The 13,798-nt window shown below is 32.1% G+C and carries 12 protein-coding genes; 6 read left to right on the forward strand and 6 right to left on the reverse strand.

Going from position 1 to position 13,798, the window contains the following annotated elements; genetic code table 11:
* The first annotated feature begins 29 nt into the window (after positions 1 to 29).
* The 3 genes from NZD85_RS14015 (at position 30) to NZD85_RS14025 (ending at position 1,838) form a co-directional block, all read left to right on the forward strand.
* The gene (locus tag NZD85_RS14015) at positions 30 to 284 is read left to right on the forward strand and encodes a tyrosine-type recombinase/integrase (protein WP_260542466.1); all 255 of its coding nucleotides are present in this window, start codon (positions 30 to 32) and stop codon (positions 282 to 284) included.
* Between the two features lie 76 nt (positions 285 to 360).
* A complete protein-coding gene (locus NZD85_RS14020) occupies positions 361 to 561 on the forward strand; it encodes a hypothetical protein (protein WP_225542423.1) in 201 nt (66 codons plus the stop codon).
* A gap of 848 nt (positions 562 to 1,409) precedes the next feature.
* Positions 1,410 to 1,838 (forward strand): cold shock domain-containing protein, encoded by a 429-nt coding sequence (locus NZD85_RS14025; protein WP_171623696.1) that lies wholly within the window; start codon positions 1,410 to 1,412, stop codon positions 1,836 to 1,838.
* A 10-nt stretch (positions 1,839 to 1,848) separates the two neighbouring features.
* Here NZD85_RS14025 and NZD85_RS14030 read toward each other — a convergent pair whose 3' ends face one another.
* Positions 1,849 to 2,052, reverse strand: a complete 204-nt coding sequence (locus NZD85_RS14030) for a (4Fe-4S)-binding protein (RefSeq protein ID WP_260542468.1) — start codon at positions 2,050 to 2,052, stop codon at positions 1,849 to 1,851.
* Between the two features lie 469 nt (positions 2,053 to 2,521).
* Here NZD85_RS14030 and NZD85_RS14035 point away from each other — a divergent pair, with 469 nt between their 5' ends.
* Positions 2,522 to 2,767 carry a hypothetical protein gene (locus tag NZD85_RS14035; RefSeq protein WP_171623693.1) on the forward strand — a complete coding sequence of 82 codons (246 nt, stop codon included), beginning with the start codon at positions 2,522 to 2,524 and terminating at the stop codon, positions 2,765 to 2,767.
* Between the two features lie 57 nt (positions 2,768 to 2,824).
* Here the strand turns inward: NZD85_RS14035 and NZD85_RS14040 are convergent, their stop codons facing one another.
* From NZD85_RS14040 to NZD85_RS14055, 4 genes are all read right to left on the reverse strand, one after another.
* Entirely contained in the window at positions 2,825 to 3,337 is a 513-nt protein-coding gene (locus NZD85_RS14040; RefSeq protein ID WP_188319032.1) for a hypothetical protein, read from the reverse strand.
* 78 nt (positions 3,338 to 3,415) lie between these two features.
* Complete coding sequence (locus tag NZD85_RS14045; protein ID WP_260542472.1) at positions 3,416 to 4,855, reverse strand: MBL fold metallo-hydrolase; 1,440 nt, start codon at positions 4,853 to 4,855, stop codon at positions 3,416 to 3,418.
* A gap of 138 nt (positions 4,856 to 4,993) precedes the next feature.
* Positions 4,994 to 5,581: a TPMT family class I SAM-dependent methyltransferase gene (locus NZD85_RS14050; protein ID WP_260542474.1), complete on the reverse strand. Its 588-nt coding sequence runs from the start codon at positions 5,579 to 5,581 to the stop codon at positions 4,994 to 4,996.
* Positions 5,582 to 5,589: 8 nt separating this feature from the next.
* A complete protein-coding gene (locus NZD85_RS14055; RefSeq protein ID WP_260542476.1) occupies positions 5,590 to 6,393 on the reverse strand; it encodes a sulfite exporter TauE/SafE family protein in 804 nt (267 codons plus the stop codon).
* A gap of 221 nt (positions 6,394 to 6,614) precedes the next feature.
* Between NZD85_RS14055 and NZD85_RS14060 the strand changes: the two genes are divergently transcribed.
* Together NZD85_RS14060 and NZD85_RS14065 are read left to right on the forward strand one after the other, a co-directional pair.
* Entirely contained in the window at positions 6,615 to 7,937 is a 1,323-nt protein-coding gene (locus NZD85_RS14060) for a M16 family metallopeptidase (RefSeq protein ID WP_188319029.1), read from the forward strand.
* Positions 7,938 to 7,951: 14 nt separating this feature from the next.
* Positions 7,952 to 9,994 (forward strand): insulinase family protein, encoded by a 2,043-nt coding sequence (locus NZD85_RS14065; RefSeq protein WP_260542479.1) that lies wholly within the window; start codon positions 7,952 to 7,954, stop codon positions 9,992 to 9,994.
* Between the two features lie 487 nt (positions 9,995 to 10,481).
* Here the strand turns inward: NZD85_RS14065 and ccsA are convergent, their stop codons facing one another.
* Positions 10,482 to 13,769: a cytochrome c biogenesis protein gene (gene ccsA / locus NZD85_RS14070; protein WP_260542481.1), complete on the reverse strand. Its 3,288-nt coding sequence runs from the start codon at positions 13,767 to 13,769 to the stop codon at positions 10,482 to 10,484.
* Positions 13,770 to 13,798 lie beyond the last annotated feature (29 nt).

Raw genomic sequence — 13,798 nt, forward strand, 5'->3', positions numbered from 1 at the left:
AATTATTACCTGTATTCAGTAACCAAAAGATGAATGCATACCTTAAAGAAATTGCAACTTTATCTGGGATCAATAAAGAACTGACTTTTCATTGTGCTAGACATACGTTTGCAACAACGGTAACACTTTCCAATGGTGTACCAATCGAATCAGTTTCCAAAATGTTAGGTCATACAAATATCACGACAACGCAACATTATGCAAGGATTACGGAACAAAAAATTATTCATGATATGGAACATTTAAAAAATGTAATTCAAAACAGAAAGGTATTTCAACTATAAATTTAATTTTTAGAATTGTTGAATTTGTATTAAATTTCTGAATAATAACAATTTAACTAACCGTAATCAAAATTAGATGAGTCAAGAATTAATTTCGAAATTCAGCAATTTTGAATTACAATTAGCTGAATTAAAGTTTGCATGTGATGATCCAATCGAAGAGTCTAAAAAAGCAATCGCTTTAATTACAGACTTCTTAGATCAGATCCAAATGATTTTAACTACTCACCAATTTAATTCATTGCAAGACGAATTAGATTATTTCAAAAAAGACTAACCAAAAATTTACGAGAAGTTACATTATTACAAATCATTAAAAGTAATAGAAGCCAAGAAAGACTCATTTTGTTTGGATGTAAAACAAGAGATTGAAATCTTAGAGGCCTCAAGAGATAGCCTTAAAATTTTTCAAGACCAAGAGATTTTAATGCTATCTTATTGTAACACCAGTTCATTGGAGGAAGAAGAAAAGCGCGGGTTCAGAAAACTAATGCGACACTATAAATTATTAATTTAGTGTTGTTATGAGCTAAAATTATACAAGATTAACCCTTCAAGAACTATTTAAAATTGAGAAATATTTAGATCAAAAACTTTCCATTTCATCCATTGCTTTTTTATTAAATACATTTTGTCGTACTTCATCACTTCGTAGATAATAAATTTAATTATTTTAGTTTAGATTTTAGTATTTCATAAGGTGTTTTTCCTTTAAATGATCCATGTGGTCTGTTGAAATTACAAAATTTCTGTATTGTTTGTATATCTATTGTGTGGTTTTAGTGGGATAAATTTATGAATTGAAGATGAGTTTTTTTGATTGTAGATTTGCAACTAATTCAGTTGCTTAATTTTTTGTATCTTTGTGCAATAATTGGTTTACAAAGCTTCTTTTATTTGCTTTACTGTACAAATTTATCGCTTCAGTTTATGTTTAGCACTTAAACTTTATTATCAAATTGGTACTACATTTTTTATCCAAGCATTTTATTAGTAATAAAAGCGTAAGCTATTTTACAGATTTAGTTTTCAAATTTTTTATTTTTAAAATTTGAAAGAAAATATAAAAATTAAAAGTTTTTCAAGTAAATCGGGTTAAATTCAAATTATAAAAAATATATAAATATGGCAGATTCATATTCTAAGAAAGAGAATATCAAGAAAAAAGAGAAAAAAAGACAAGAAAAACTTCTTCAAAGAGAAGAAAGAAAAACAAATAACAACAAAGGAAAATCATTAGAAGAAATGATTGCTTATGTTGATATCAACGGAAATTTAACAGATGTTCCTCCACATTTACAAAATAGAGAAGAGGATTTGCTAAGTCGCCAAGAAAATCCAAATACAGCGTTTGATCCTACACAAGTTTTTACGGGTGTAATCAATTCTTTTAATGAGAAAGGATTTGGTTTTATTACAGAAGAAAAATCAAACGATAGCATATTTTTTCACCAAAGTCAATTGAAACAAGAAGTGAAAAAATATGATAAAGTAACTTATAAGAAAGAAATTTCTGAAAAAGGTTTCAGAGCTATCGAAATCAATAAAAAATAATAGTTTAGTATTATTTAAAACTTAAAGCACCAGAAGGACATTGAGAAACTTGTTTCTTAATTTCTTCGCTGCTTGCGTTTTCAGGTTTTATCCAAGGTATTTCTTTAGGATGATATACTTTTGGGAGTAATTTAGTGCAAATTCCTGCATGCTCGCACAATTCAGGTTTCCAAATTATGGTAACTTCTCCGTTCGTGTACTCGTGTTGGCTCATTTTTTTGAATTTTAATTGATTGAAATTACTCAAAAATGTTCAATATTAAAAATTAAATTAATCTTTGTTCTTTTCAGTTGTATACTTTCAATTTTTATCGTAATCCCTTACATTTCAGCTAATTTAGTGGCAATATTTAGACCTGATCCCGAACCAGAAATATGTACAGTTGCATCATTTTCTGCGCGAAAAAATCGTTCCTGTACGAGTTTCAAATCATCTGCATTTATTTCAAATCGTAAAATATTATAACATCACTTCCGATGATTGTCAACATTTTGTTTTGAATTAATATTCAAATGTCTTAATGTTTAGTTACTCTTAAAAGTAAATAAGGGAATCTTAAGCGAATCTTAAGAATGGCAATATACTGGAAAATTAGTCATGAATAAAAGTTAATAAATCGTAAAAAAGAGGTTTTTAAATAGAAATAATTGTAAATTTGTTATTGGTTTATAAAGCAGGTAAAATGGAAGAGATTTTAAGCAATGAAAAAGAAGAAAAGTTTTTAAATTATTGGGAAAACAGGTTTACAACAATTTTTAAAAACAATACAAGTTGGACAACTTTGTTTTTGACTGTGAACAAATCTACTTTTCCAGATTCATTAAATATTGAAACATTTTGTAAGAAATTTATGCAGGATTTCAATATGAAATTAACATATAAGCTTGATGAATCTGATAATGAATACGATTTAACAATAACGAGATAAGATAAAAAATCTCCTTTCAAATTTTTGGAAGGAGATTTTTTTATTTCTTTCTTACAGCTATTTCAATTTGAAACTATTTACAATAGAAACAAAATCACTTTTCATGATATCTCGGTCTTCGAAACTACAATATTGTAGAATTTGATAAACAAACTCTTTTGTTTCGATAACAGTTTGCAAAAAATAAATGTGACCAGATTCGGGTTCATTTGTCTCAAATTCAGCATAAGCGAAATTGAATCCTTGTTCATACGAAACATAAGGTTTTTTTAGATATTTAAATCCGTTTTGTGTCGTATACGGCTCTATAGAATTCAATGTATAGTCGATCATATCTAATTTAGGATCGGCTAATTTTAATTCATCTTTATGCTCGAAAATTAAAAATCCGTACGAATTTGGTTTTGGTGCAATACTTTCAAATTGAATAGTTGCATAGTCATTTAATCCAATTGTGCGCTGATAATCTTTCGGAATTGTTAATACAAACGATTCAGCTCCACGTATTTTTTGTTGAGCAAAAAGTGTTGAGCAAAAGAGTAGGGTACAAATGAATACTATATTTTTCATGTATAATGTTTGAGTTGAAGAATACGAAAATAGCCTTGGTGTTCCAAGGCTATAACGTTATTTATTGCAAAAAATTGTTTATTTCGTTGAGCAAGAATTATTTCCCAATTGACATGGAGAGGTTCCTTCTACTATTTTAACACCTTCTACTTCTTTTATTTTACCAAAACCTCCTGCTACATCAATTAAATTTTCGTAACCACGAGCACGTAAAATAGACGTGAAAATCATCGAACGGTATCCACCAGCACAATGTACTAAATAAGTTTCTTCTGGATCGATTACTTTCATTGATTCGTTGATAAAATCTAATGGAGCAGTAATTGCATCTTCTACATGAGCAGTTTCGAATTCTCCTGGTTTACGAACGTCTAAGACTTTTAATTCTGTTTCATCAACTAATTCGACAAATTCTTCAGGTGAAATAGAAACAATTTCATCAAAATCCTTTTCTGCATCAAGCCAAGCTTGGAAACCATTGTTCAAAAATCCAATCACATTATCATATCCAACACGTGCTAAACGTGTTACCGCTTCTTCTTCTGCACCAACTTCTGCAATTAGTAAAATTGGTTGTTTGATATCTGTAATTAAAGTTCCAACCCATGGAGCAAAATTTCCTTTGATTCCGATGTTAATTGAATTTGGAACAAATCCTTCTGCGAATGTTTGCGAATCACGTACGTCTAAAATTAAGGCGTTTGCGTCTTCAGCAACTTGAATAAATTCATCAGGCGATAAAGCTTTATTGGCACGTTCTTTTACGACGTCTAAAGATTCTACACCCAATTTATTCATCATCACATTTTCTGGAAAATAGAAAGGAGGAGGCATTAACCCTGAAGTTAATTCTGTAATAAACTCCTCTTTTGTCATGTTAGGATTCAATGCATAATTTACATTTTTTTGATTTCCTAATGTATCAAAAGTTTCTTTACTCATATTTTTACCACAAGCAGAACCAGCTCCATGCGCAGGATAAACAATAATATCATTCGCTAAAGGCATAATTTTGTTTCGTAACGAATCAAATAAATAACCAGCTAATTTCTCTTGTGTTAAATCTGAATTTAATTTTTGAGCCAAATCAGGACGACCAACATCACCAATAAATAATGTATCTCCTGTAAAAATTGCATAATCTTTACCGTTTTCATCCTTCAACAAATAGGTTGTACTCTCCATCGTATGACCTGGGGTATGTAACGCTGTAATCGTAATATTACCTAAAGTAAATACTTCTCCATCTGTCGCAATATGCGCGTCAAAACTTGGTTCAGCTGTTGGACCATAAACAATTGTTGCACCAGTTTTTTGGGCTAAATCGACATGTCCAGAAACGAAATCAGCATGGAAATGTGTTTCAAAAATATACTTGATTTTTGCGTTATCTTTTGTTGCTTGATCAACATAAGATTGTGTTTCTCTCAACGGATCAATAATTGCAACTTCACCATTGCTTTCTATATAATAAGCACCTTGTGCAAGACATCCGGTGTAAATTTGTTCAATTTTCATAAGTATGAATTTAGTGTGTAAAAATACAAATAATTAAATTTAGAACTTTCCGTTAATGGACAAATTCTGATACTTTTTGTTTATTTAAAATCAAATAAGATTGATAGTTAACGCTAAAACTATGAATGAAATCATAGGTTATTTTGTGATCTTTTTTAAATTGATAAACAATTCATTTCCAGCTCGTGGAGGAATTGAGTTGTAACATTCTTCCATGACTTTGAAATCAAAATAATCGTTGAAATAGGTATGGTATTCGGCTTTGTTTCCGCCAAAAGGAGGAGTGTCATTTCCAAAATCTCTGTTGAATAAAACACCAACCAATTTACCATTTTCCGCTAATAATTGATTCATTTTGATGCTATACTTTTGGCGTAATTCAGGGTTTAAAGCACAAAAAAATGTTTGCTCTAATATCAAATCAAATTGATCATCTAATTCGAAAAAGTCTTTGTGAAGAACTTTTATATGAGGGTTGTCTTTAAATTTTTCTTTTATTTTTTCGACTACAATTTCAGCTATATCAATTAATGTGAGGTTTGTAAAACCTTTTTCCAAAAGATATTCAGCTTCGTAAGCATTCCCGCACCCCGGAATTAAAATACGGATATTTTTATCTTCTAATTGATCAATATAAGCTTTTAATGGAGTAGAAGGGGACTTTAGATCCCAGCCAGTTTGGTTATTGATATATTTATCATTCCAAAAATTTTCGTTGAATTCCATATGATAAATTATTGAATTATAAATTCTTCGATGAACATGAAAACAGCCATTAAGATAATGAAAATTGCAAATGTTCGTTTTAAAAATTGTACAGGTAAAAATTTGTTAATGTAGGTTCCAACAAAAATACCAGCCATAGAAATTCCAATAAAAACACTTAAGAATTCCCAATTTATTTTAATGTGAAATGCATCACCAATAAAAAATCCTATTAACGAATTAATCGCAATGATGACTAATGATGTAGCCGAAGCCTTTTTCATATCCAATTTTGCGACCATCATCAAAGCAGGGACAATTAAAAATCCACCACCTGCACCAACCATTCCTGTTAATCCTCCAATCAAAAATCCTTGAATTAATAAAACAGGATTTAATTTTTCATCTCGCTGAACGATTTCCGTTTCTTTTTTACCTTTTAGCATAGAAACTGCTGCAAATATCATTAGAAACGCAAAAAGACCAAACATAGCCATTCGACGTGTGACGATAAAATCACCTATAGAAAATAAATTACTCGGAAGTGCTGGAATTAAAAAAGCACGAACCAACGTAATTCCAATAACTGCAGGTACACCAAATTGATAAACAACTTTCCAATCGACCATTTTTTTAGAAGCTTGCTTTATTCCACCAACTAATCCTGTAGAACCAACTATACATAAAGAATATGCAGTTGCAATTCTCTCGTCGAAATGAAAAATATAAGCTAAGATAGGTACAGCTAAGATAGAACCGCCACCACCAAGAACTCCCATGATAAGTCCAATGAAAAAAGCACCTACGAAACCAAAAAACTCTATAAAATCCATTTTCTTTCTCTCGATTTTTACAAATCTATAGTAAATACTAAAACATTTACTATAGGTTTATTCATAAATAATGTTGTAAATTAATAGAAATGCCTACTAAATCAATAGACATGTGCTATTTTACATTTTTTTAATATTAATGCAAATTTGGTGTAACATTTTTGAAAATACTGCTACTAATGTTACATAAGTAAATTGATAAAAACTTTAAAAACTACTAAATGAAGAAACTTTTTATGTCTATCTTATTTGTAGGTTCAGCACTTTTTGGACAGCAAATAGAATTTGATGAGTATACTTTACCAAATGGATTACATGTTATCCTTCATCAGGATAATTCAGCTCCAGTAGTGACAACTGGTGTGATGTATCACGTAGGATCGAAAGATGAACAAGTTGGTAAAACTGGATTTGCTCACTTTTTTGAGCATTTATTATTCGAAGGGACAGAAAATATCAAAAGAGGAGAATGGTTCAAGATTGTTTCTTCTCATGGAGGATCAAATAACGCGAATACAACGACTGATAGAACATATTATTACGAAACATTTCCGTCAAATAATTTAGAGTTAGGATTATGGATGGAATCAGATCGTTTGCGTCAGCCAATCATTAATCAAATTGGTGTTGATACCCAAAAAGAGGTTGTAAAAGAAGAAAAACGTTCTCGTTTAGACAATCAACCTTATGGAAGATTTTCTTACGGAGAAGCCGTTAACCCGCATGTTTTCAAGAAAAGTGGATATCGTTGGAGTGTAATTGGTTCGTTTGAAGATTTGAGTAATGCCAAATTAGAGGATTTTAAACACTTTAGTCAACAATACTATGTGCCAAATAATGCAGTGTTAGTGGTTGCAGGAGATTTCAAGAAAGAGGATGCTAAGAAATTAATTGAAAAATATTTTGGTGTAATTCCTCGTGGAAAAGAGGTTGTAAAAACAGTAATTCAAGAAGATCCAATTACGACTGAAGTGCGTGCAACGGAGTATGATTCTAATATTCAGATTCCTTTGTTAGCTATTAATTATCGTACTCCAGATAACAAATCGAAAGATGCCTATGCATTAGAAATGTTATCAAGTTATTTAACAGGAGGAAAATCCTCAGTTTTATATAAAAAATATGTTGATGAGAAGAAAGAAGCTTTACAGATTTTTGCTTTCAATCGTCAAATGGAAGACTACGGAATCTATTCAATCGGAATTTTACCTCAAGGAGAAGTTTCGTTTGATAAATTAGAAAATGATTTACAACAAGATATAGAGAAAGTACAAACGAATTTAATTTCTGAAGAAGATTACCAAAAAATCTTAAATGGAATCGAAAATAGTTTTGTTGCTTCAAAATCAGGCGTTCAAAATATTGCACATGCTTTGGCCGATGCATATATGTTGGGTGGAGATACAAATAAAATCAACGAAGAATTGAAAATCTATCAATCAGTTTCGAGAGAAGATATCAAAAATGTTGCGAAAAAGTATCTTAACAAAAACCAACGTGTAATTATCCACTATTTACCAGAATCTAAAAAAGCTGCCAAATAAAAAACGACTGAATTATGAAAACAAAGATATTATCTCTTGCGATTGCTTTTATGGCAGTTAGCGTAAATGCTCAAGTTCAAATCCCTATGCCTAAACCAGGTCCAGCGCCTACGGTTAACTTAGGGAAATCAAACGAATTTAAACTAAAAAATGGTTTAACGGTTATCGTTGTAGAGAATCACAAATTACCTCGCGTTTCTGCGACATTAACAATTGATAATCCACCTTTTGCATTAGGTGCTAAGAAAGGTGCCGAATCTTTATTGAGCGAGATGTTAGGAACAGGAACTGTTTCGAAATCGAAAGATGAATTCAATAAAAGAATTGAGTTTTTAGGTGCTCGTGTTAACTTTTGGGAAGAAGGTGCTTCGGCAAGTTCTTTGACAAAATATTTTAACGAGATTTTTGGTTATATGGCCGATGGTGCTTTAAATCCAAATTTTACTGAAAGCGAATTTGCAGATGTTAAAAAACGTTACATCGAAGGTTTAAAAGCGAATGAGAAATCTGTAGAAAGTGCAGCTTCTCGCGTTTCTAATATTTTAGTTTACGGAAAAAACAATCCTTTCTCTGAGTTTGATACACCAGAACAAATCGAAAAAATAACGTTGCAAGACGTAAAGGATTACTACAATACCTACTACAAACCAAATAATGCTTATTTAATCGTTGTTGGAGATATTTCAACAAAAGATGTAAAAGCATTAGCCGATAAAAACTTCAAATCGTGGAAAGCTGGACAATTAAATATTCCTGCTTTTCCTAAAGTTGAAGAAGTAACAAAAACAGAGTTAAATGCGATTAATATGCCAAATGCAGTTCAGTCTGTTGTATCGGTATCTTATCCAGTTCAATTGACGAAGAAAGACCCTGATTATTACGCTTCATTAATTGCTTCTTCTATTTTAGGAGGAGATTTCAACTCAAAATTAAACATGAATCTTCGTGAAGCACACGGTTGGACATACGGTGCACGTGGAGGAGTTTCTGATTCTCGCTATATCGGTCGTTTCAATACAAATGCAACTGTTCGTAACGAAGTAACAGATTCTGCTATTGTCGAAACGATGAAAGAGATTAAAGGAATGACGGTAAATAAAATCGATCAACAAATGTTGGAAGATGTAAAATCGAAATTCTTAGGAAACTTTATTTTGACATTAGAAAGTCCTTCAACTGTTGCAGGTCAAGCTTTAACGAAAAAGACGAATCAATTATCGGATAACTTTTATGCCGATTATATCAAAAATATAAACGCAGTTACAGTAGATGATGTGTTACGTGTTTCGAAAAAATATTTCCGTCCTGATCAAGCGAAAATTAATGTAACTGGAAAGTTAGAACAAATCGCACCCGCTTTAGAAAAATTGGGTTATCCTGTAACATATTACGATTCTTATGGTAATAAAATAGATAAACCAACCTCTGGAGCAAAATCGACAACAACTACAATAACTCAAATTACAGATAATTATTTGAAAGCGATTGGTGGAGCGGATAAAGTAAAAGCTGTAAAATCATTGGTTCAAAAAGGGAAAATTGAAACAATGGGAATGAGCGGTGATTATACTAAAAAAGATTTAGCACCAAATAAAACGTTGACTGTAATGAGTCTTGGCGGAATGAATGTTACTCAAGCTTTTGATGGAGAAAAAGGTTTTTATAATGTTGGTCAGAAAATTGATTTACCAGCTGAAATGACAGCTCCTTTAAAGAAAACAAACTCTTTATTTGCTCCTTTATCGGAAGGATATAAAACTGCTAAAGTAGAAGGAATCGTTTCTGAAAACGGAGTTGAATATTACAAAGTTGTTGCTGCAGAAATTTCTCGTACAGATTATTATGATGTAAAAACTGGTTTATTGATGAAGTCTGAACAAGTAATGAAATCTCCTCAAGGTGAGATGGTCGCAACGACAATAAATAAAGGTTATAAATCTTTTGATGGTGTCTTGTTGCCTTCTGAAATGACAACAGAAGCTGGACCTCAAACAACTAAAATTACAATTGATACAGTAGAAGTAAATAAGAACGTTACAGAAGCTGATTTTAAATAGAAACAATTCTTTTAAATATTTTTCAAGTTAAAAGACAATCCGAATTTTTTGGGTTGTCTTTTTCTTTTGTATCAAGATGTGGAATGTGTGCATCAACCATTTTTTTCTGAACTTAACAAAGAACAAATTAAGAAGGCTTGTCTTCTGAAATGCAAGCATGAAAAGAGGGGTAAAGTAGAGTAGTGTAACAATGCGCTTTCTTTTTATTAAACGAGAAGCTTCCTTTTATGCAACGAGAAGCTTCCTTTCATGCAACGAGAAGCTTCTTTTTACGGAACAAGAAGCTTCATTTCTTGTAATAAGAAGCTTCTTGTTAACTGATAAAAAGTTAGATCGAATTTATTGATAAGGGAAAAATATAAATCTGAATAATTCTCAGAATTGTGTTTTCATTTTATATGCGAGTCGTAGGCAGCGAGAAAAAACATTTAGAAAACAAAAAAGCTCATCTTTAAATGAGCTTTTTTGAAATTATAATTGAATAAATTTATTCTTTTGTTTTGATATGATACACTTTGTTTTGTAGGTACCACGCTGCAAGTGTTAACACTAACATTCCAACTGCTGTTGCAGGAACCCAAAATGGAATTGGAATTTCATCTCCAGCTGCGTACGAGTGTAATCCATCTAAGTAATAGTTAACACCGAAATACGTCATAACAACTGTCCAAATCGCCCACATCGCAGCAACGTTAAACGCGTATTTTCCTCTTAAACCTGGTACTAAACGCATATGTAGAACGACTGCATAAATAATTACTGAAACGAAAGCCCAAGTTTCTTTTGGATCCCAAGACCAATAGCGTCCCCAAGATTCATTAGCCCACATACCACCTAAAAATGTTCCGACAGCAAGTAGGTAAATACCGATTGTTAAAGACATTTCAGAAACGTAAGTCATTTCTTTTAACGAAATTTCAATCTTCTTGTTTGGTTTAATCATCATAATAATTAACGAGAAAACGCCTAAAATTGCGCTCAATCCAAAGAAACCATAAGACGAAACAATAATTGCAACGTGTACAATTAACCAATACGATTTAAGTACAGGTACCAATGGTGTAATTTGTGGATCTAACATAGAACCTCCGTGCGCAAACCCCATCATAATTACAGCAACCATAGCTCCTGTAGTTGGAATAAATGCGTTTCGGTTTTTGTATAATAATAGTCCAGCCAATACACTCACCCAAGAGATAAATACAATGGCTTCGTATCCGTTCGACCAAGGTGCGTGTCCTGTTAAGTACCAACGAACACCCAGTCCTATTGCTTGTCCTATAAAGATGACTAACAATAATCCTAAACAAACGTTGATGATTCGGTGTAATGCTTTGCTTTCTGAGAATAATTGAATGAATGATAAAATCATTAAAATTCCACCAACAGTTGCATAAGCAACCATCACCCAAAAGAACACATTATATTTGTTGTATAATACTTCGATTTCAACTTTTGTTGCAGAAGGAACAACATTTTTCCCCCATTTGTGTTGGTATTTATCAATGTAATCAACTGCATTATCAGCAGGTGTCCAATCACCATTTTCGATACCTTTTGATACCATGTTAAAATATACACTCACCATTCCAAGTGCCATTGTATCAATTTCGACAGGATTTTCTTGTGTCTGATAAATCCAAGAAGTCCAACGTTCTGATGGATCATTTTGTACAGGAATGATTTTTAACTGATACCCTTTCGCTGTTTGATCTAAAATATTGAAACGTTCTGTTACCGAAATAACTTCTTCATCAAATTTTGAACGCTCAGAAGGTTTTCTTGAGAACGCTTCGTTATAGGCTTTATCTAATTTGAAACGAGTTGTTTTAGGATCAATCAAATTCATTAACGATGTATAACCATCAGCATTCGCATTTGTTATTTTCGCTAATTGATCTCCTCCTTTAGAACCAACTTTAATCATAGGTGCATTCACCCAATAAGCAGGGTCTAATTGTAAAGAGATAAACCATTTATCAGCAGATAAACCGTGAAATTTATCTTTTTTATAGACTTTACGAAGAATTTCTAACGACTGTGTATTCACAGGTTTTATACGTCCTTCGATATCTTGAATTAGTAAATGACCAAATTTGTCAGCATGTTCATCTGGAATTTTAACTCCTTTCGCCAACTCATCGCCATTAGCCATCTCCGAAGAGAAGTTTGCGATATGTTCTGGAGAATGTACATTTTGATCAGGTTCAGTTGTTATTTTTTGGTGCGTTGCTTTATTTCCATCAGTCGTTGTAGGATTTTGAGCAAAAGCTAATCCAGACAATAAAAAGAACGGAAGTAAAATAGTTGTTTTTTTCGTGTGTAAACTTTTTAATAAAGAGTTTAACTGTATGAAACGAGTCCCTTTCCAGAATAAAGAAACAAACATTCCTCCAAATAACATAAAATAACCTAAGTAAGTAATATTAGTTCCCCACCAGTCTTGGTTAACAGATAAAATTGTTCCGTCCTCTGTAGGGAAATAGCTTGATTGGAAAAAACGATAACCTTTATAATCCATTACATTGTTCATATAAATGTGATGTTTTGTTTCTTTTCCTTCATCGATAACTGTAATATTAGATTCGAAAGAAGATGGATTGGTAGAACCAGGATAACGATCTAAAATAAAGTCATCTAAACGAATACTAAACGGAACTTTTACCATCTTAGAACCATATCCTAACGAAATATTCATTCCGTCAATTTGGACATCTGCAGAGTAATTCGAAACACCTTTTCCTCCAACAATAGTTACTGTATCACGTTTGTCACCAACAATCACTTCTGCTCTAATAGCGCCAGGAAGATTTTTTTCGTCTGCTTTAAATTTAGAACCTTGTCTGTATAAAACTTCTCCTTTGAACGAAGGGTTTGGAATCACAAACTGAGCATCGTTAATGGTATATAACGAACGCAATTTTAATGGAGCAGCAACATTAAATTCAACTTTACCAGCGCCTTCTTGCAATTTTTGCATGTCTGTTACTTGTCCAATCTCTTGACCAGCCATTTGTATATAATCACCTTCGAAAGGAGATTTGATAGTCAAATTTTCTCCTTCACCTGTAATTTGTACAGCGCCATCTTGCGGACGGTTATACGCGACAAGTGTTCCGTTAACGCTTTTGATTTCACCATTACGAATAAAAACTGAATTACGTCCACCTTGACCAACTGTAACAATTTCCAAAACGTTAATCCCGTCTTTTCTTCTTACAATTGTATCCAAAGCATGTGGAACAAAATCAAATGTGCGTAGTTTGATTACTTTGTCTTTGAACTGGTATTCACCTTCAAATTGTCTGTATAACAAAGAGTTTGTGCTGTCTTTTCGATCAAAATACGTCATATTGTATTGATGATTGTCGTACGCCAAACGTTGTGTTCCGTCATCAACCATCATCTTGAAATAAGATTTGTATGATGTAATTTCGTTGCTTGTACCTCCTTCTGGAATAGGCATTTCACCCTCGAAACTGATGTAGCGAGTAATTCCTCCTCCAATGAAAATAAACAAAAATGCTAAGTGGAAAACCAATAAAGGCAATTTTTCCTTTGACCATAATCTGTATCGTTTGATGTTCATTAAGAACAGTACGATTAACCAAATCATTAAAACCTCAAACCACTTTGCCTCGTAAATAACAGCTTTTGCAGTAGCCGTATCGTAGTCATTTTCAATGAAAGTGGCATACCCCATAGCGATTGCGTAGATAAACAGCAAGAGCGTCATGGTTCTGGTAGAAAATAGATATTTTTCTAATTTACTCATTACTTATAATTGATTTACAAAAATAGGCG

Origin of the sequence: Empedobacter stercoris, from assembly GCF_025244765.1 — a bacterium.
Taxonomy (GTDB): Bacteria; Bacteroidota; Bacteroidia; order Flavobacteriales; family Weeksellaceae; genus Empedobacter; species Empedobacter stercoris.

What these genes read in the sequence shown, in the direction of transcription:
- NZD85_RS14015 (WP_260542466.1), top strand. Translation starts at nt 30, where the DNA reads ATGAATGCATACCTTAAAGAAATTGCAACTTTATCTGGGATCAATAAA.
- NZD85_RS14020 (WP_225542423.1), top strand. Translation starts at nt 361, where the DNA reads ATGAGTCAAGAATTAATTTCGAAATTCAGCAATTTTGAATTACAATTA.
- NZD85_RS14025 (WP_171623696.1), top strand. Translation starts at nt 1,410, where the DNA reads ATGGCAGATTCATATTCTAAGAAAGAGAATATCAAGAAAAAAGAGAAA.
- NZD85_RS14030 (WP_260542468.1), bottom strand. Translation starts at nt 2,052, where the DNA reads ATGAGCCAACACGAGTACACGAACGGAGAAGTTACCATAATTTGGAAA.
- NZD85_RS14035 (WP_171623693.1), top strand. Translation starts at nt 2,522, where the DNA reads ATGGAAGAGATTTTAAGCAATGAAAAAGAAGAAAAGTTTTTAAATTAT.
- NZD85_RS14040 (WP_188319032.1), bottom strand. Translation starts at nt 3,337, where the DNA reads ATGAAAAATATAGTATTCATTTGTACCCTACTCTTTTGCTCAACACTT.
- NZD85_RS14045 (WP_260542472.1), bottom strand. Translation starts at nt 4,855, where the DNA reads ATGAAAATTGAACAAATTTACACCGGATGTCTTGCACAAGGTGCTTAT.
- NZD85_RS14050 (WP_260542474.1), bottom strand. Translation starts at nt 5,581, where the DNA reads ATGGAATTCAACGAAAATTTTTGGAATGATAAATATATCAATAACCAA.
- NZD85_RS14055 (WP_260542476.1), bottom strand. Translation starts at nt 6,393, where the DNA reads ATGGATTTTATAGAGTTTTTTGGTTTCGTAGGTGCTTTTTTCATTGGA.
- NZD85_RS14060 (WP_188319029.1), top strand. Translation starts at nt 6,615, where the DNA reads ATGAAGAAACTTTTTATGTCTATCTTATTTGTAGGTTCAGCACTTTTT.
- NZD85_RS14065 (WP_260542479.1), top strand. Translation starts at nt 7,952, where the DNA reads ATGAAAACAAAGATATTATCTCTTGCGATTGCTTTTATGGCAGTTAGC.
- ccsA (WP_260542481.1), bottom strand. Translation starts at nt 13,769, where the DNA reads ATGAGTAAATTAGAAAAATATCTATTTTCTACCAGAACCATGACGCTC.